Source organism: Mesorhizobium sp. WSM3873 (assembly GCF_001672445.1).
Taxonomy (GTDB): domain Bacteria; phylum Pseudomonadota; class Alphaproteobacteria; order Rhizobiales; family Rhizobiaceae; genus Mesorhizobium.
In genome coordinates, this window is record NZ_LYTM01000034.1 from 328,681 (window position 1) to 346,908 (window position 18,228).

At 62.0% G+C, this 18,228-nt stretch carries 13 protein-coding genes; 9 read left to right on the forward strand and 4 right to left on the reverse strand.

The window, feature by feature from the left end:
* Positions 1 to 391 precede the first annotated feature (391 nt).
* Positions 392 to 1,693 (reverse strand): outer membrane beta-barrel protein, encoded by a 1,302-nt coding sequence (locus A9K71_RS21195; protein WP_067000340.1) that lies wholly within the window; start codon positions 1,691 to 1,693, stop codon positions 392 to 394.
* Positions 1,694 to 1,960: 267 nt separating this feature from the next.
* Between A9K71_RS21195 and A9K71_RS21200 the strand changes: the two genes are divergently transcribed.
* The 6 genes from A9K71_RS21200 (at position 1,961) to A9K71_RS21225 (ending at position 9,583) form a co-directional block, all read left to right on the forward strand.
* On the forward strand, positions 1,961 to 4,402 hold the full coding sequence (locus A9K71_RS21200) for an ATP-binding protein (protein WP_067000343.1): 2,442 nt from the start codon (positions 1,961 to 1,963) through the stop codon (positions 4,400 to 4,402).
* A gap of 5 nt (positions 4,403 to 4,407) precedes the next feature.
* Complete coding sequence (locus tag A9K71_RS21205) at positions 4,408 to 4,794, forward strand: response regulator (RefSeq protein ID WP_082980640.1); 387 nt, start codon at positions 4,408 to 4,410, stop codon at positions 4,792 to 4,794.
* A gap of 184 nt (positions 4,795 to 4,978) precedes the next feature.
* Entirely contained in the window at positions 4,979 to 5,371 is a 393-nt protein-coding gene (locus A9K71_RS21210) for a response regulator (RefSeq protein WP_067000929.1), read from the forward strand.
* Complete coding sequence (locus A9K71_RS21215; RefSeq protein ID WP_067000349.1) at positions 5,371 to 7,119, forward strand: YaiO family outer membrane beta-barrel protein; 1,749 nt, start codon at positions 5,371 to 5,373, stop codon at positions 7,117 to 7,119. The genes A9K71_RS21210 and A9K71_RS21215 overlap by 1 nt, the downstream gene beginning before the upstream one ends.
* A 2-nt stretch (positions 7,120 to 7,121) precedes the next feature.
* Positions 7,122 to 8,159, forward strand: a complete 1,038-nt coding sequence (locus A9K71_RS21220; RefSeq protein WP_067000352.1) for a HEAT repeat domain-containing protein — start codon at positions 7,122 to 7,124, stop codon at positions 8,157 to 8,159.
* Positions 8,156 to 9,583, forward strand: a complete 1,428-nt coding sequence (locus A9K71_RS21225) for a glycosyltransferase family 2 protein (protein WP_067000356.1) — start codon at positions 8,156 to 8,158, stop codon at positions 9,581 to 9,583. The genes A9K71_RS21220 and A9K71_RS21225 overlap by 4 nt, the downstream gene beginning before the upstream one ends.
* Positions 9,584 to 9,598: 15 nt before the next feature.
* Here A9K71_RS21225 and A9K71_RS21230 read toward each other — a convergent pair whose 3' ends face one another.
* On the reverse strand, positions 9,599 to 9,910 hold the full coding sequence (locus A9K71_RS21230; protein WP_067000359.1) for an Hpt domain-containing protein: 312 nt from the start codon (positions 9,908 to 9,910) through the stop codon (positions 9,599 to 9,601).
* Positions 9,911 to 10,051: 141 nt separating this feature from the next.
* Here A9K71_RS21230 and A9K71_RS21235 point away from each other — a divergent pair, with 141 nt between their 5' ends.
* Together A9K71_RS21235 and A9K71_RS21240 are read left to right on the forward strand one after the other, a co-directional pair.
* Positions 10,052 to 10,699, forward strand: coding sequence for a class I SAM-dependent methyltransferase (locus A9K71_RS21235; protein WP_067000362.1), 648 nt, complete (start codon positions 10,052 to 10,054; stop codon positions 10,697 to 10,699).
* 156 nt (positions 10,700 to 10,855) lie between these two features.
* On the forward strand, positions 10,856 to 12,628 hold the full coding sequence (locus tag A9K71_RS21240; RefSeq protein ID WP_067000365.1) for an SLC13 family permease: 1,773 nt from the start codon (positions 10,856 to 10,858) through the stop codon (positions 12,626 to 12,628).
* A 51-nt stretch (positions 12,629 to 12,679) separates the two neighbouring features.
* Here the strand turns inward: A9K71_RS21240 and A9K71_RS21245 are convergent, their stop codons facing one another.
* A complete protein-coding gene (locus A9K71_RS21245; RefSeq protein ID WP_067000368.1) occupies positions 12,680 to 13,759 on the reverse strand; it encodes a mechanosensitive ion channel family protein in 1,080 nt (359 codons plus the stop codon).
* A gap of 199 nt (positions 13,760 to 13,958) precedes the next feature.
* Here A9K71_RS21245 and A9K71_RS32690 point away from each other — a divergent pair, with 199 nt between their 5' ends.
* On the forward strand, positions 13,959 to 14,150 hold the full coding sequence (locus A9K71_RS32690) for a hypothetical protein (protein WP_245299699.1): 192 nt from the start codon (positions 13,959 to 13,961) through the stop codon (positions 14,148 to 14,150).
* Between the two features lie 58 nt (positions 14,151 to 14,208).
* On the opposite strand, the gene A9K71_RS21255 is transcribed toward A9K71_RS32690, so the two are convergent.
* Positions 14,209 to 18,045, reverse strand: a complete 3,837-nt coding sequence (locus tag A9K71_RS21255) for an SIR2 family protein (protein WP_082980623.1) — start codon at positions 18,043 to 18,045, stop codon at positions 14,209 to 14,211.
* Between the last annotated feature and the right edge of the window lie 183 nt (positions 18,046 to 18,228).

Sequence of the window (18,228 nt, forward strand, 5' to 3'; positions counted from 1 at the left end):
CCTTCAGGCTGGTCAAGGCGACATATCTCGGCAACGCGTGTCGGCGAAGTCTCCCGAACCGGCAAAGATCTCGTAGGTCGTGCGGCCGAGAACAATGGCCCGCTATCGACAAGCTCGCCCGTTGAATGCGTTCATCTCGCCGTCCAGCTCACACCCGGCGGCTTCTCGAACCTCAGCGACGCGTCGGCGTTGATGAACTCGGCGACGAAAAGCTCTTTCCCATGTTGCGGCGCCACCGCCCGCGGCGAACTGCGTATAGCCTCGTCGCAACCAGCCGCGGCCGAAGCATAAGGCGGGGCACCGACGGCCGACAGATGGACCGGCGGACAGGAAAAGCCCGCTGGTGGCGGGCCGCTGGTGGCGGGCTTTCTGAAGTTACTCGATGGACGGCTTAGTTGATCTTGTACTTGGCGTCGATCCGCACGGTGTGGAAGGACGGCGTCGAGGTGAGGCTGCCGTCCGGCGCGCCCAGGTCCGAAGAGAAGTCGTGCTTCTCGAACTGCGAATAACGGTATTCGATCCCGACGGTCATCTTGTCCGACACCGCCGTTTCCAGGCCGCCGCCGATTGAGAAGCCGCTCGATCCCCAGTCGATGATATCGCCGATAGGGTCGGAGGCATTGAGGTCGAAATGCTGCCAGCTGTAGCCGGCCAGCGCGTAGGCCAGCGTGCCTTCGTTGACCTTCATGCCGACGCGGCCGAGTACGTCGAAGCCATAGTCGCTGTCGAGGTTGATCTGGCCGCCGCCGAGATCGAGTTCCGAAGTCATGCCGGAATAGCGCGCGTCGACCATGATGCCGGCCACCCAGCTACCGAAGTCCTGATCGTAGCCGAGGCTGGCCTCGCCGAACACGCCTTCGCCGCCCAGGCCGTTGAATTCGAGATCGCCAAACGGCGGGACATCGATCTGATGAACCGAGGCGCCGGCGCCATGTCCGCCGCCGATATAGAAGCCGGTCCAGTTGTAGGTTGGCGTCTCGAAGCCGGCAGCCCCGCCGTTGGCGCCATTGAAGCGGTAATTGGCCGCCACCTGGAAGGTGTGGCGCGAGGTGTCGAGGTTGAGCGCGCCGTCTGGAGCCGGCAATCCCGCATCGGAAAGGAGGCTGTTATTGGTGCTGAAGCGCGTGTAGCGGTACTCGCCCTTGATCGTCCACTTGGCGTTGACGGCGGTTTCGACACCGGCGCCGACAAAATAGCCGGCCTGGTCCCAGTCGAATCCGAAACCCGCATTCGTGTCGAGCTTGTACTTCTGCCACGCATAGCCGCCCAGCACATAGCCCAGCGTGCTCGGTGTCAAGAGATAGCCGGCGCGCACGCCGGCGTCGAAGCCGTAGGTCTCCTTGATGTCGGCGCTCAGGCCGCCGGCGTCGAGCGACGTCTTGATGGTGCCGACGTGGGCGTCGAGCAGGGCGCCCAGCAGGAACCGCTCCGAGACCATGTAGTCGTAGCCGACAGTCGCCTCGCCATAGATGCCTTCGCCGCCGATGCCGTTCAGCGAGGCGCCCGGAAGGATATCGCCGCTGATCTCATGCACATTGGCGCCGGCGCCGACACCGAAGCCGACATAGAGCCCGCTCCAGTTGAACCCCGGTGCCTGCTCCTGCACGACATCAGCGGCATGCGCCGCGGATATCATGGCAACGCCCCAAACGGCAGACAAAAGGACAGATTTCGCTGAAAAGCGCGTTAGCATAACCCAAACCCCATTCAACAACCCAGGTGCTTTCTAGCAGGGGTTGTCCAAATTGGTTGTGGCGGAAGAGCCACACCCAGCGGGCAACTGCCGCTACGACACGCAGATTCGGGCGATGCACCCAAAAATGGTCAGCGCTACTTTGACGGTCGATCGCTGCCTTTCGCCAAGCGCTCACCACCTCGCAAACTAGGCCGGTTCCGCCCGCTCTTTAGACCTCGGATAGGTTTTGCCGGTATTTGTCGGAAAAAACGGAGCCGGAAAATCATGACCGAGATCTGGCACTCACTGCTGGCCAATCTTGCGGTGGTCTCCATCCTTATCGTCGCCTGGGACCTTGTGGCGGATTTCACCGGGCGTCTCTCGCGGCGGGCACAGTCGCTGCTTTTGGGCGTGGTCATGTGCGCGGGCGCGGTCATTTCCATGGCGACGGCCTTGTCCGTCTCTGGCTTCATCGTCGACCTGCGTGCCGCGTTTATCGGCGCGGCCGCGTTCTTCGGCGGATGGCCGGCGATGTTCATCGCCGCTGCCGGCTCCATCGCCTATCGTCTTCATCTGGGCGGTCAGGGCGCCGAAGTCGGCGTCATGAGCATCCTGATCACCGCCGTCGTCGGCCTGGCCTGGCACCACATCGTCGCGGTCCGTTCGCGCACCATGTTCGACATACTCGGCCTCGGCCTATCAGTCGCGCTGGCCGGGCTGATCACGCTTCTGGTCATTCCCTCGCAGGTCGTGACCGGCTTCGTGCAGCAGAGCACGTTGCCGTCGCTCCTGTTCCGCTTCCTGAGCACCTTCATCATTGCCGTGCTGCTCGACCGGCAGCAGCGGCGACGCGATCTCGCCATGTCCAACATGATATACCGTGCCATGGTTCGCGAGCTGCCGGATAGTCTCAACGTGAAGGATGCTCGGGGGCGCTTCATCGCGGCCAATCCAGCCACCGCCGAACTGGTGCGCGCCGCCTCCGTCGAGGACCTCATCGGCAAGACGGATTTCGATTTCTATCCCAAGGACGTGGCCGAGCGCTTCAGGCAGGATGAAATGGGCGCGCTGGAGGCTGGGCAGACGTTGCGCATCGATCAGCCCGCGCTCCTGCCTGACGGCAGGCAGGGCTGGCTTTACACGCTGAAAGCGCCGTTCCGCGACGAGGCCGGCAAGATCGTCGGCGTCATCACCTACAATCGCGACATCACCGAGCAGAAGCGAAACGCCCAGCTCAAGAACGACTTCATTTCCACGGTCAGCCACGAATTGCGAACGCCGCTGACATCCATCCGCGGCTCGCTTGGCCTGATCGCAGCCGGCGTCGCGGGCGAGCTGCCGCCCAAGGCCGCTAACCTCGTCAACATCGCCCACAACAACAGCGAAAGGCTGGTTCTTCTCATCAACGACATTCTCGACATGGAGAAGATCGAGTCGGGCGTCATCACCTTCAAGATCAAGCAGATGCCCGTGCGTGCGGTCCTGGAGCAGGCCATCGCCGCCAGTTCCAATTACATGGCCGAGAGCGGGATCCGCATCGTCCTGGTCGACGATGCCCCGCGCGCCGAAGCCAATATCGACCCCGATCGCCTGCACCAGGTGATGGCGAACCTGCTGTCGAATGCGATCAAGTTCTCCGATCCCGGCGGCACTGTCATGGTGAAGCTCCAGCGTCGCGAGCGCGACATGCTGCGCATCTCCGTTATCGATGAAGGCGCCGGCATCCCGGAAGCGTTCCGCAGCCGCATATTCGGCAAGTTCGAGCAGGCCGATGCCTCCAGCACCCGCAAGAAGGGGGGCACCGGCCTGGGCCTGAGCATCGTCAAGACCATCGTCGAGAAGCTCGGCGGCGCCGTTTCCTTCGAAAGCGAGGAAGGCAAGGGGACCTCGTTTCACGTCGATCTTGCCGAAGCGCAGAGACAGGCCGAGAAGCCGGTTTTGGTCGAGCGCCGGTCGCGAAAGCGCGATGGACGCCTGCGCGTCCTCATTTGCGAGGACGAGTCCGACATCGCTGCGGTGATCGCGGCGCTTCTCGACGCCGACGGCTTCTCCAGCGATGTCGCCCCCGATATCGGTACCGCAAAAGCGCTCCTGAACTCCCGCGACTATGTGGCGCTGACGCTCGACATCAAGCTGGCCGGAGAATCCGGCATCAAGCTCTTCCACGACATCAGGGTCTCACCGGTGAATTCCGAGATTTCGGTCATCGTCATCTCCGCCATCGCCGACGAAGCCAGGCGCTCGCTGAACGGAACCGCCATCGGCATCGTCGACTGGCTGGAGAAGCCGGTGGATTCGGCGCGCCTTCACGCCGCTCTCGCCAAGATCCTCGCCAGCAAGGTCGAGCGGAGGCCGAGGATCCTCCACGTCGAGGACGACGAGGGCGTCCTTGCCGTGATGTCAGCTGGCTTGGGTCCAGGCGTCTTGATCGCTTCCGCCAAAACGCTGCAGGAGGCCCGGAAGGCGGTCGCAAAGCATCGCTTCGACCTGGTCATCCTCGACATACTGCTTCCCGACGGATCGGGACTGGATCTGCTCATCGATCTGCCGCTGGAAACCCAAGTCATCGTGTTCTCGGCGGCCGAGTTGGATCAGAACCTCGGTGACCGGGTGCAGGCGATGATGACCAAGACCAAGGCGTCGGAGATCGATGTCGCCAGGCTGGTCAGGAGCATGTTGGTCTCATCGCTCGATAGCGCCAGACCCGCCTCCAGTGCCAAGGAGTGATGATTATGCCGGCAAGGATCCTCTATGTGGATGACGAGGACGACATCCGCGAAATCGCCCAGATGTCGCTGGAACTCGAGCCGGAATTCGAGGTGCGGTCCAGCGCCTCGGGCATCGCAGCGCTGACCGATGCCGCCGATTGGCGCCCTGACCTCATCCTGCTCGACGTGATGATGCCGGACATGGACGGGCCGGAAACACTGAGGCGCCTGGCCGATTCGCCGCTGACGGCCGCGATTCCGGTGGCGTTCATCACGGCGCGCACCCAGACGCATGAGGTGGAGCGTTATCTCGCCATGGGAGCCGTGGGAGTGATCGCCAAGCCGTTCGACCCGCTGGCGCTTGCGGGCGAGGTGAGAAGGCTGCTTTCGGGGCGTTCCGGCCCGGTTTAGCCGGCGAGAAAGCCGCGCAAAAGATGCGTGTCGGCAAAGTCGGTTTTGCGTTTGCCGCTCCTATACCATGGCCCAATATTCATCTAGTGATTGTGTCGAAATGCGGCCGCCGCGAATCGGCTTTATCTAAGATCGCGCGGCCGTCATCACTCCGGGGGGCGACGGAACCGGAGCAGGACTGGTGGTGGATGGAGCGAAGGCAAGAGTTCTGATCTGCGATGATGATCCCTTGTTGCTCGAGCTGATGGAATTCAGGCTGAGGGCGAAGGGATACGAGGTCATCAAAGCGGTGGACGGCGCCGAGGCGCTGGCGAAGGCGGAGCAGGACGGCCCCGACATCATCGTGCTCGACGCGATGATGCCCAAGGCCGACGGCATCGAGGTGCTGGCGCGCATCAAGGGCGACCCGGTGCTGTCGAAGACTCCGGTGGTGATGCTGACCGCGCGCAAGGCCGAGAAGGACATCGTTTCGGCGCTTGAAAAGGGCGCCGACGATTATCTGGTGAAGCCGTTCATTCCCGAGGAGCTACTGGCCCGGCTGGCGCGTCTCATCGCCCGCAAAGGCGGGAAGCGCTGATGCGGCGCGGCCGGCGCTCAGCCTTTGCCGCATGCCTGATCCTGGCGATCGCCGCCGCTCCCGGCGCGGCGCTGGCGCAGACTGTCGACGAGCTCTACGCATCCGGCGTCAAGGCCAGGCAGGCGCAGCATTTCGACGAGGCCGCCGATCTTTTCCGGCGCGCGCTGGCGTTGAAAGCTGACAATGCCGACGCTCTTGTGCAGCTTGGCTTCGCCGAGCTCGGCCGCAACGATCTGCCGGCGGCGCGCGACGCCTTTTCCAGGGCGCTTTCCCTTGCCCCGGCCTATCGCGATGCGAGCTTCGGCATGGCCCAGGTCGAATTCCGCTCCGGCAATCTGGATGCGGCTCTGCCGCTCGCCGAGAGGGTCGCTGAGGCAGAGCCCGGCAATGCCGACGCGGCAGCACTTCTAGAGAACATCCGCAAGGCCAAGCAGGCCAGCCAGGCGAAGCCGGTTCCGGCTGCCGCGGCGCCGGCGAAGAAGCCGCCCCACCGGCGGCCCGATCCCGTCGCCATCCAGTTGGAGCAGGGCAGGCGGCTGCGGGCGGCGGGAAAGCTGGCTGAGGCCGAGACCGCCTATCGCCGCGCGCTCAAGCTGTCGCCCAGGAACACCGACACCCTGGTCGCGCTCGGCCTCGTTGTTGGCTCCAGCCAGCGCTTCGACGAAGCCGGGCGGTTCTTCGACCGGGCGCTTGCGATCAGGCCCGGCCTTCTCGACGCGCGGCTGGGCAAGGTCCGCCTGGCGATCTGGCAGGGCGACGCGCCGCGCGCCCGCGCCCTGGTCGACGATGTGCTGGCCTCGGCGCCGGACAATGTCGAGGCTCTCAGCCTTGATGCCAGAATCGCCTTGCTCGAGGCCGACTACAAGCGGGCCGGGCAATCGTTGCAGCGCGCGCTGGCGCTGGATCCGCGCAATGCCGAGGCGCTGGTCGGGCTCGGCGATGTGCGCCGCGCCGAGGGCGACGACGAGGCCGCGCGGCAGGCTTACGGCCAGGCGCTCGCCATCGAGCCGGGTTCCGCCGATATCGAGCAAAGGCTGGCCGTGCCGCCGCCGCGCAAATGGCGGCTCGACCTCGGCAGCGAGGTAAGCGATCTCACCGACGGGCTTGGCGACTGGACCGACAGTTCGGCCGGCCTTGCCTATCGGCTGTCGCCCCAAACGACGATCTCCGGCCGCACGCGGCTCGCCACCCGCTTCGACCACACCGACGTCCAGATCGAGGGCCGCGTCGACCAGGCCTTCTCGCCGGCCTTCTCCGCCTATGCGCTGGCCGCGGCGACGCCGGATGCCGACTTTCTGGCGCGCTATTCGCTCGGCGCCGGCGCTTCGTGGCAGGTCGTGGCGCCGGCGAAGGTCTTCGGCCCGCTGTCGCTCAACATCGACGCCCGCTACGACAATTTCGCCGACGCCGACGTCACCAGCATCCAGCCCTGGCTGCAGGGCTATCTCCTTGACGACCGCCTGGGGCTTTCCGCCCGCTGGGTGCATGCCAAGGACGATATCGGCACGCGCGCGGACGGCTATGTGCTTCGCGCCGACCTCGCGGTGACGCCGCATGTCAATCTCTTCGGCGGCTATGCCGACGCCCCCGAAATCTCCGACGGCACGCTGGTGCCGACGCGCACCGTCTTTGGCGGCATCTCCTTCGACGTCAGCGATCCGCTGACGCTGCGCGCCAGCATCGCGCATGAACAACGCCCGACATTCGACCGAAGCATATTCGGGCTCGGGCTGACCGCGCGGTTCTGACCATGTGGTACGTCTGGAATCTCTCCATACTGCTCAGCGCGCTCTCCCTGGTGATCATGCTGTTTTTGATCGCGCGCCGTTTGCTGCGGGAGCGCCGGGACGCCGCCAGAGCCGGACAGCGGCGGCAGCTTCTGACGGCGCTGATCACCTTCGCCGAAGACCGCGACCGCCAGACGCTGAAAACGGCCATTCTTTCGGTGCCGCCGGGCGTGGCGATCGAGGCCGGCTTCGAGTTCGTTTCGCTGCTGCGCGGCGAGGAGCGTGACGATGTCCTTGTCGCCTTCAACGAATGCGGCCTGCCGGCCCTCGTCGGCAGGCAGCTGGAACGGGGCAATGTGGCCGAACGCATCCACGCGGCCGAGATGCTGGCGGCGCTGGGGTCGCAGAATGCGACGGCAAGCCTGCTTTCGGCGCTGGACCAGGACCGCTCGCGCGAAGTCAGGATCGCCGCCGCCATCGCGCTCTGCGATCTCGGCAGCCTGCCCCTGCTCGGCGTCGCGCTGGACAAGATCGGCGTGGCGGGACAGCGCTCGCGACGCCTGATCGAACTGTTCAGGCGCTTTCCGCGCACGCGCTTCAACGAGCTTGCGATCCATGCATCGCGCGTCGACGCCGTGCCCTTCATTAGGGCGGCCGCGATCGACGCGCTCGCCCGCGCCGGCGGCTTCGGCTTTGCCGCCTTCTTCGCCGGCTTGACCGGCGATGCCTCGCCTGAGGTTGTCGCCGCGGCGCTGCGCGCGCTTGGCCTCACCGGACACGCCGATGCGCCGGCGATCCTGACGAGCGCGATGGCAAACGACGACTGGGACGTGCGCGCCGCCGCCGCCGAGTCCGCGGGACGCCTCGGCCTTCCCGAACTTGCCGCGCCGCTGTCCAGGCTGCTGGACGACGAGGTCTGGAACGTGCGCTATGCCGCCGCCAACGCGCTGCGCTCCTTTGGCCAGCCGGGCGAGCGGCTGCTGCGCCAAATCGCCGACAGCGAGGTCTCGCGCAGCCAGCGCACCGCCTCGCTCATTCTTGCCGAGGGGCCGGCCGCATGATTGCCGACTGGAGCGACGAGATCGTCCTTGCCGCCACCATCCTGTCCTGGTTCATCATCGCGGCGGGGCTGGCGCAGACGACAATCTATCTGCTGCAGCTCGTGCTCGCCGGCTATGCGCTGTCCAAGCGCCCGCCGGTGGCGCGCTCGGCGCTGCTCTGGCAGCGCTACGGCGAGGTCGCGCCGCCGATCGCGCTTCTGGTGCCGGCCTATAATGAGGAAGTGAATGTGGTGGAGAGCGTCCATTCCATGCTGGCGCTCGAATATCCGAATTTCGAGGTCATCGTCATCAATGACGGCTCGAAGGACCAGACCTTGCAGCGCCTGATCGAGGGCTTCAAGCTGGTGAAGTTCCACCGTCCCTACGAGGACGCGCTGGCGCACAAGCCGATCCGCGGCCTCTATTCCTCGCCGATGACCGAGCGGCTGTTCGTGATCGACAAGGAGAATGGCGGCAAGGCGGACGCGCAGAATGCCGGCATCAATGTCTGCCGCGCGCCGCTCTTTTGTGTGATCGACGGCGATTCCATCCTCGAGCCCGATGCGCTGATGCGCGCCGCCCAGCCCTTCATCGACGATCCCGAGCGCACCATCGCGGTGGGCGGCACGATCCGCATCGCCAACGGCTCGAAGATCGAGGCCGGCAGGGTGCGCGAGGTGCATCTGCCGCGCCGCCTGCTGCCGCTCTTCCAGGTGGTCGAATATCTGCGCGCCTTCCTGATGGCCAGGCTTGCCTGGAGCAGCGTCAACACGCTGATGCTGGTTTCCGGCGCCTTCGGCATGTTCCGCCGCGCCGAAGTGGTGGCGGTCGGCGGCTTCACCAAGGGCTCGATGGGCGAGGACCTCGACCTTGTCATCAAGCTGCACCGCCACATGCGCGACAAGAAGCGCAAATACCGCGTTCAGTTCATTCCCGAGCCGGTGTGCTGGACCGAGGCGCCGGAAACGCTGAGCGTGCTTGCCCGCCAGCGCACGCGATGGCAGCGCGGCGCGCTCGAGTGCTTCTTCCGCTACCGCGCCATGTTCTTGAACCCGCGCTATGGCCGCGTCGGCTTCCTCGGCTTCGGCCACATCTTCATCGTCGACGTGCTGGGGCCGGTGGCGGAGGTGCTGGGCTATATCCTGATCCCGGCCTTCTGGCTGCTCGGCATCCTATCGGCCGAATATCTCCTGGCCTTCACTTCGCTGATCTTCACCTATGGCGTCTGTGTCAGCGTCTGCTCGCTCATCCTGGAAGAGGCCGAGCTGCAGCGCTTTCCGCGCGCCAGGGATCTCGCCGTTCTGACGGCGGCCGCCGTGATCGAGAATTTCGGCTACCGCCAGCTCAACAATTTCTGGCGCGTGAAGGGCTGGTGGCAGTTCTTGCGCGGCAACCAGGGATGGGGCGAGATGACCAGGACCGGCCTCGGCGCCGCCAAGAAGTGAGCCCGGCGGGTGCCGTCAGGCCAGCGTCCGCTCGATCTCCCCGATTAAGGCATCGAGCGCCGCGCGGACATCGCCGCCTTCCGCCTGCTCGATGAGCAGCGTTTCCAGCGCTGACGCCCGCACGCTGATCTCCGCAAAGCCGAAAGTGCCGGCCGCGCCGGCGAGCGAATGCGCGAGCTTGGTCAGGTCGGAGCCGGGCAGCGCCTCGCGCGCCGCCTGCAGCTCAGCGAGCTGAGAGGCGCAGCGGGTGAGGAAACGTTGGCGCAGGGGGGCGAAGGGATCGGTTGAGATGGAGATTCTCCCGAGAATGAGGAGATATTGAAGCAGAAAGCGGGGCGAAGCGGAATGGCGGGTGGGGCTACTTACCGCTCATCTGTCGCGCTTGCTTGGCTGCGTCTCCGGCCCCGCCGGTTACGCTGCGTTTAGCGCCGCCGTATAAGGAAAGGGAATCCGGAGGGCAGCACGCTGATGTTGGACAATTACGAGGTGGACCGATTTGGCGTGATCCACCAAATCGACTTCACGCCGATCAAATACGACAAGCAATATATTTCCTATTACGAGGACCTGAGCGACCGCACCATCAAGCTCGGATATCAGCGGCTTGGCTGGGTGCTGGGATTGACCGGCGCGATCCCCCGCTCGGTGCTGGAGATTGGATACGGCACCGGCACGTTCATCGAAGCCGCGAAGATAACCGGGGTCGCCGATTGCGCCGGCTACGACATCGCCGAGTTCCCGCTGCCCGCGGGCGTCCGCTTTGTCGGTTGGGAGGAAGCGCTGGCCAGTTCCTGGGATCTGGTCGCCATGTTCGACGTGCTCGAACACATCCCGGATCTGGGTTTCCTCGACCGCCTGCAGACCCGGCACTTGGCCGTCGCCGTCCCGTATTGCCGCTGGCGTGAGCTCGGCGCCGACGGCGACGCCTGGTTCCGAAGCTGGCGTATGCGTCTCCCCAACGAGCATTTGCACCACTTCGACCGCGACTCGCTGGTGGCACTGCTCGGCCACAGCGGCTTCGACTGCGTGACGCTGAACTGCTTCGAGGACGGGATCAGGCTGCGGCCCGGCGAAGCCGGCCCGAACATTCTGTCCGGCTTCTTCAGCAAGCGATAGGCCAGTTCCGCCCGCGCCCAAAGGAAGAGCCGGGCGAAGGGGCCGCGCTCATGCGCGACGGCCTTCAGCTCCGCCAGCAGCCCAAGACCGTCGGACCAAAGCAACAAAGGAGCAGTCTGGGCGTTCTGATCAGCCGCTTGCGGAGCAGCCGAAGACATGACCATGCCGCAAATCCTGTCGTTCGCCGTCACCTTCGTGATGATGGCAGCGTTCGTATGGGGCCGCTATCGCTATGATCTCGTCGCTGCCGCGGCGTTGTTGCTCGCCCTCGCCGTCGGGATTGTGCCGTTTGACAAAGCCTTCAGCGGGTTTAGCGACGATATCGTGATCATTGTCGGCAGTGCTCTGCTGGTGAGCGCGGGCATAGCGCGATCGGGCATCATGGAACTCGCCATCGCGCGCTTTGCTCCGAAATTGTCGGGAGTTCGCTCGCAACTGGCGCTGCTGGTGATCGTGGTGACGTGCCTTTCTGCCTTCGTCAAGAATATCGGCGCGCTGGCGATCATGATCCCGATCGCCTTTCAGTTCGCGCGCCGGTCCGGCACCTCGCCATCGATATTTCTGATGCCCATGGCGTTCGGGTCGTTGCTCGGCGGTCTCATGACGCAGGTGGGCACTTCCCCGAACATCGTTGTCTCCCGGGTGCGAGAGCAGTTGACCGGAACGGCGTTCACAATGTTCGACTTCGCGCCCGTTGGAGCGGCTGTCGCCGCCGCCGGAATGATCTTCCTGCTGTCTTTTTATTGGCTGTTGCCGGTGCGCGAAAAGCTCGGCGGGGCGCTGAATGAAGCCCTCGACATCAAGGACTACCTCACCGAGGCGCGCGTTGTCGGCGATTCCACCGTGCTTGGGAAAACCGTCGCCGACGTCATGAAGCTTGCCGGCGGCGATGCCGTCGTGACGTCGATCCTGCGCAATCGCACGATGCGGATGACGCCGCTGCCCGATGCCGTCCTTAAGGTGAACGACATCCTGTTGCTGGAAGGCGACCCGGCGGCGCTGGATCGCCTTGTCTCGCAAGGCAAGCTCAGCGTCACGGGCGATCGGGTGAATGAAGAGGTCACCACCAGCGAGATGGTCGCTATCGAGGCCGTCATTGGCGAAAGCTCGCCTTTGATCGGCTGGACCGCCAAGCGACTTGCCCTCTACGATCGCTTCAACGTCAACCTCCTGGCTGTCAGCCGTCGCGGCCAGCGCCTCGACCGCAGGCTCGCCAAGGTCGAGCTAAGGCTCGGCGACGTGGTCGTGCTGCAGGGCAATGCAACCACAATGCCCGAGATACTGCGCGGACTAGGCTGCCTGCCGCTGGCGGAAAGGCCCATCCTTCTTGGCAGCGTTCGCAAGGGTATCGTGCCCGTGGTCATCCTCGCCCTTGCCATGCTCACGACTGCCGTTGGTCTGCTCCCGGTTCCCGTCGCTTTCTTTGCGGCCGCGGTCGGGATAGTGCTTTTCAAGGTCATCCCGCTGCGCGACGTCTACCAATCGCTGGATGGCCCAATCCTCGTGATGCTCGCCGTTCTTATCCCGGTGAGCGATTCGCTGCGCACGACGGGGGCGACCGCACTGGTCGCCGCAGAGCTTGCCAGGTTCGGGACCATTCTTCCGGCGCCCGGCGCACTGACGCTGATCCTCGTCGCCGCCATGGCCGTGACGCCATTCCTCAACAATGCCGCCACCGTGCTTGTCATGGCGCCCGTCGCGTCGGAATTCGCCGCCGATCTGGGCTACAGGCCGGAAGCCTTTCTGATGGCTGTCGCCATCGGCGCCGGCTGCGACTTCCTCACGCCGATCGGGCACCAATGCAACACCCTTGTCATGGGGCCGGGAGGCTATCGTTTCAGCGACTATCCGCGTCTGGGGCTGCCGCTGTCTTTCCTTGTCGTCATCGTTGCCGTGCCGATGCTGGCGATCGTCTGGCCAATGAACTGACAAGCCGTAGAAGGATGCGAACGACCTCGCTCTACCAAGCTGCCGGGAAGTTCACCGCAAATTGCTCTTTGGAAACAGCACGCGATCGGGTTCTGCATTCATTCGCGCCAGCATTTCCTTGATCAAGCGTGTCTTGGTGCGCCCCGCTTCCTTGGGCGGCACGAGGTAGCGCACGATGGCTTCGAGCCAGGTATTTTCGCTGACGCGAAAATGCACCACCGGATGCTCCTTCACTTGCAGCTCGTCCACCGGCGTTTTCGACAGGATGTCCTTATAGACCTTCACCTTCTGGCTCATGATGTCGCCGATCTGCTCGTCCACGACCTCTCGCATGGTTTTCGCCACGAATTCCAGGTCGCTGTCGTAGGCGAGCTGGAACTTGATTTCGTTCCAGACATAGGGAAACAGCGGCCAGGAATAATTGAAGACCGGCGTGTCGAACACGGTGGAGTTGGGGAACTTGATGACGCGTCCGCTCGGATGATCGGTCCAAAGATGTTCGCCGCCGAATTCCCACAACGTCGTGTCGAGATAGCTGACGTCGATGACGTCGCCATGGGCATCGCCGATGCGGATCCGGTCGCCAACGCGATAGGGCGCCCGGGCCAGAATATAGATCCAGGCGATGAAACTGGAGATCGGCATTTGCAGCGCGAAGCCGAGTGTCAGTGAGATCAGGCCGAGCGAAACGACGGCGGCGTACCAGTTCACGAACAGCACCGAGATGGCCACGAAGACGACGGCGACCACGACGATCAATCGAAAAATTCGTTTCAGGTTGAAACGCGAGACACGATTGGGAATTCGGCCGATGAGAAAGACTTCAATGACATTCGCTATCGTCAGCATGACGAAAATGAGAAGGCCGCCCCAGACATAGTTCAGCACGCGGACGCGCAAAGGCGCCTCAAACCATTCCACGCGCCAATTGATGAGAAGTTGGATGGCAAAAAGCAGCAAGGCAGCGGTCGCGAAACCAGCCGTCCACCAGAGGTCTTCTTTGCGAAAGCTGAAGCGGAACTTTTCCTCGGGCTTTTTCGCCTGCTGCTGGATCGTTTTCGGGTCGGCAGTCCGCTGTGCGGCCCGTTCGAGCCGGGAAAGGTTCTGCTGTTCCTTGTCGCGCCGTTCCATGACTTCGCCATCCGATGTCGCATCAACATCGAGCAGCGGCTAATCGTTCCGCGACAGTGGCATTGGGATGAGGCGCTTGCCGACTCGTGAGACCGCGTCGCCATGCTCGACGTGCTGGAACACACACGGATCTGGGTTGCCCCGGGCGCTCCCGACGCGGCAGCTGGCCGTCGCCGTCCCTTATTGCCGCGGCGCGAGCTTGGCGGCGGCGACGCGTGGTTCCGAGGTGGCGCATGCGTCTCCTCAACGAGCATTGCACCACTTCGACCGTGGCTCGCTGGTGGCGCTGCTTGAGCACAACGGCTTCGAATGTTTGACGCCGAACAGCTTCGAGGACGGCATCAGGCTGCGGCCCGGAGAAGCGGCCCGAACCTTTTACCTCGGTTTTTAGTAGGCGATAGGCAGATTCGGTCTGTCTGAACCGGAAGCCAAAGCAAACGTCCAAAATCCTATTTTGTGACGAGTTCGTACAGGCGCCGCCAGCTTCTTGTCGTTCGCGCATTCGGCGCATGCTCTGCTATGTCATCGAGAAGTCCAGCTAGGCCATGGGGAATTTGGGCCGGCTCTCTCGCGATTATGCGATCCGCCACGTTCAAAACCTGCATCGGCCAACGCTTCACCAAAGGTATGCGCTCACCATCTGTCCCGGCTTCTCGTCTTTGATGAAAGATGAACATGTCAGGATGATCAACCGGTCTTAGGTAGTCGGCTATTGTCTGAACAACTTCCGGGAAGCGCTCCGCGTTGCGCTCGGCGATACGCAGCATCGTCTCGGAGGAGGAACTGGTTTGATAGCGCGCTTCCTGGGGCCAAATGTCTGCAAAGAACTGCTTACCAAATGAAGACCAGGCATCTTGTTGGCTAATGATTTGACTGACCGTCCACAAGGCCGAGGCGCGACCTGACGGACTCATTGCCTGAAGTGCCCTTCGGCACTGCGTGTTCGTCAGATAGCGTGCGTCATGCTTGTGCCAGTAGGTAGCAATAGTAAGAATCTGTGCGGTCTGACGTTCGAGCTCATCCTCTTCCAAAAGATCGTTTCGCGTATCGATCAGGTTTAGAAATTCCGCTTTTATAAGGTCGAACAATTCAGCGGATTGCGGAGTTTCGCCTTTGAATAGAAAACCACTCCAGGCAGCCTCAGAAAGCGGCTCTGCTAGTTTGAAAAGCGGCAACAGAACCGCTCGCACCCATGAGGGGTCGACATAGAACAACCAATCCAGACGTCGACCCAACAAGCATGCCGCGTGGCTGGCGCCTTCGCCAACGGCGGTGAGTGCCCTGTCCAATCTTTCGGTTATGTTGACAGGGAGCTGCTCATCCTTGGCGAATTTCCGGTCTCCAAACGTATCAAAAAGGGAATCGACCAATTTCCCAATCGGCCCGTTTATCGCGTAGTCTAATGTCTTTCGCGATCCCTTCACGATACGCCCGCCAACGCGAACCTCGCCCATTGAACTCTGCGTTGCCTCTTCACCGGAGGCATTCAATTTCACGAAGATCGCATCCCAAATGTCGAAGAAGTATGCGGTATGATTAAGCGCGCTGGGAGCAAGATGTTTTTCAATCCAGTCAGGAAGATAAAAACGCAGTTCGAAAACGGTTTCCTGCGGAAGACGGGAGAGATGCAGGCCACACAATAGGAGCAGGCGCGTTGAAGTGCCCTCCGGCCAGTCAGACAGCAATTGTTGCCAAAATTGTGCCGGGTACTTACCTCGCCTTGACTCTAACGCTAACGCCGCGAGCGCACGGAATGGACGTTCACGTACTAGTCCTTCGAAAGGCACGTGTTCGACAAACATCTCATGATCACGGCCGGAAGCGGAGGCCGCTGAATTCAGAATCTTGTCGAGCGGGGTGTTCAGAAGTTTGCTTCCGTCCTTGCGTCGTTCAACCCAACCGGAGCGTCCGTCCCTGTCATCTGCTGCGTGCTCCTCCCACACACGTCGATAGGCCGGTTGCTTCCTTTGATCTTCTAGAAATGCTTGAGCGGGCTCCGACAAAGCGCAGCTATGCTGGTCTAACCACCCCAACCGCACAGCCGCCGCCTCCGCAGCGTCTTGTTCAAATTTGTCGGCAGGTTCCTTTTTGTATCGGTCGCGCCCTTTTATGGTCCGCGTCTCAATTGCTGTCCGCTCTTGGATCGAAAAATCGGGCCATCGCGCCGCTAAAAGCTGCAACATCTCGCGCTGCAAATATGCATCCCAAAAAACCTGTTGAGACAGACCAACGACACCAGCGGCAACGTCCGATCCGGTAAAGACTGCATTCTTCCACGCAAATAACTTCAACTTATCAAAGAAAAATCGGTCGCTTTCCGGCCAAGACGATACATCTCTTTTTGCAGCAAGCGGTGAAATATCGAGGTAACGCCTCAGAATATCAACGGCCCACATAAACAAAGCGTCGACTCCGTCGTGATGGAGATGTCGTTCGCCTGGTTTCTCGTCAGGCTCAATCGCAGGCAGATGGAAATAATATGCAAACGGGGTCTCTTCGAGCAGACTGATTGCGCGCTCTAACGCACCGCGTAGCACCTTGAAGACTGCCGGAATCATGTCCGCTGGGATTTCGCCAGGAGCTTCGTGACGTTCGGGTACCTCTACTTTAGTTCTTAGCATCGACACGGGGTCGTCTGACTGACCCGGGAGCGGCGGAAGCGGCGACCGGAGTATCGGTGGATCGAGTGCAAGCCTTGGACGAACTGCCTCGTCAAGGGCTCGCAGCACGCTGCGTGTCCAGCGGTCTTGGCGTAATTGCGCTGCAAGGTCGAACCAACTGCGATCGCGAATGTCATCTGGTGCCGCCAGATTTATTTCTCGCAGAATCAACCAAGCCCGCCTTGGCCCGTCATCAAACTTGGCACCGTGTCCATTGAGACGTCTATTTACGCCCCACATCAAATCGGGGTCTAAGTGCGATTGCCGCGCAGCCCACCAGATGGCGGGCAATTCGTGTGCGACGGACTCGAACCAGCTTGCAAGCGCCTGTAGACGTGGTGGTAGGATGCCGCGCTGACTGTTTGGAATCCCAGAGAGTCTGGAATAGCGAGGGCCATCGCCATCTGCTGGTAACGAACCAAGTGCATCGATCGCCTCAACCTTTGCGCGCCAATCCGAGGGATCGGGACGCATCGGATCATCATCGAGGCCATAAACTTCAAGGGGATCGATCTCAGGTTTGTCCTCTTCCCATCCATCTTTCCCCGGTTGGCTATACCGGATGGACCTGTCGAGGACACATAACCATTCCGAACTCGGGGGAGGGATAGCGGCGGCAAAGGTCTTTGCGCCTTCGCTGGTGCTAAGGAGCGACACGACTTGGCCCCTCTGAAATGGCATGAGATCGCGCGGTGACCGTCGTGCGAGCGCGATGGTGTTCGCCTTCCATTTCTCTTGGTTGTCAGCACGGGACGCCCATTGCTCCAAACTTTCCCAGAGGTCGGAGAATTCGCCGAATGAAATTCCCGTTACGCCAATGTCACGCCATTTGGCGCGGACTTCGTCCTCCTCGCCGCGATCGAAGGCGTAGATTGTCCTCAGCCGCGCCGAGGTACTGGCTTCTAGACCTTCAAGCAGATAGCGAATGGGTGGATCGCCAGCCGAATAACCAAGAAGTACGACCACGCGCCGTTCCAAAAGTTGCCTTATGAACGTTGTTGCCCAACCATCCGCTAAATAGGCCCGCCCGAAGTCGCCCGAGCCCAACACCAATGTGTTATTCCTTCCGTCAGCGCCTGGCTTTGCGGGTAGCCGGCCGTGAAGGTAAACGACGCCGGTGTGATTTTGATCGCCGGTCATGATGGGAAGTGCCGGCGGCAACCAACTCTTCAAACCGTGCTTTGCGCGCTCGAAGAGCAAGTCGAAGTTTGTAGTAACAACAAAAGGCGCCCCGGCCGAGTCACTCGATAGTCGTAGAACGATGTCATGCTTCGAAATGTCTGCCTTTCTGGGTGTTTTTAAGAAAGACGTTACTTCGCGTTCGATTCTTTGCGGTGTGTATTCACGCTGAAGCATGCGGAAAATTTGATCGAGTGGCGGCGCCAGTTCCGGATCGCCTTCTGCGATCGCTCGCGCCATTAGTTGGCCTATCTTTGAGTTCGGCGAAACACCGACACTCCGCATAACCGATTTTGTCAGATCAAAGAAGCTCGGCAGCCCCGCAGGGATCGAGATGCCGGCACCGCAAAAGAATACAACTTCTCCTTTATCTCTTAGCGTTAAAAGCTCAGCTGCAATTGCGGGTCCTTTCGCGGTGAATCTCAGCGTTCCTCTCCCTTCTGGCATGTGCAAGCAGTGTGTAAAAGCTTAAGCGTCATGAACGCAAATGAGATACTTGAGTCTCCGCTTTTGTCCACAATCCGTGTCTATTGGCAGCGCCAGCGGGCTAAACTCATTCGTGGCGTTACTACCGCTGCCCAATTGCGGGCACGCGTTTGGTCCACTCGGGCTGTCGCAGCAGCCGTGGGC

Bases quoted from the DNA above. Each gene is read 5' to 3' on its own strand.
- A9K71_RS21245 (WP_067000368.1), bottom strand. From the start codon at position 13,759: ATGGAACGGCGCGACAAGGAACAGCAGAACCTTTCCCGGCTCGAACGG.
- A9K71_RS21225 (WP_067000356.1), top strand. From the start codon at position 8,156: ATGATTGCCGACTGGAGCGACGAGATCGTCCTTGCCGCCACCATCCTG.
- A9K71_RS21240 (WP_067000365.1), top strand. From the start codon at position 10,856: ATGACCATGCCGCAAATCCTGTCGTTCGCCGTCACCTTCGTGATGATG.
- A9K71_RS21235 (WP_067000362.1), top strand. From the start codon at position 10,052: ATGTTGGACAATTACGAGGTGGACCGATTTGGCGTGATCCACCAAATC.
- A9K71_RS21200 (WP_067000343.1), top strand. From the start codon at position 1,961: ATGACCGAGATCTGGCACTCACTGCTGGCCAATCTTGCGGTGGTCTCC.
- A9K71_RS21195 (WP_067000340.1), bottom strand. From the start codon at position 1,693: ATGCTAACGCGCTTTTCAGCGAAATCTGTCCTTTTGTCTGCCGTTTGG.
- A9K71_RS21215 (WP_067000349.1), top strand. From the start codon at position 5,371: ATGCGGCGCGGCCGGCGCTCAGCCTTTGCCGCATGCCTGATCCTGGCG.
- A9K71_RS21205 (WP_082980640.1), top strand. From the start codon at position 4,408: ATGCCGGCAAGGATCCTCTATGTGGATGACGAGGACGACATCCGCGAA.
- A9K71_RS21220 (WP_067000352.1), top strand. From the start codon at position 7,122: ATGTGGTACGTCTGGAATCTCTCCATACTGCTCAGCGCGCTCTCCCTG.
- A9K71_RS21255 (WP_082980623.1), bottom strand. From the start codon at position 18,045: ATGCCAGAAGGGAGAGGAACGCTGAGATTCACCGCGAAAGGACCCGCA.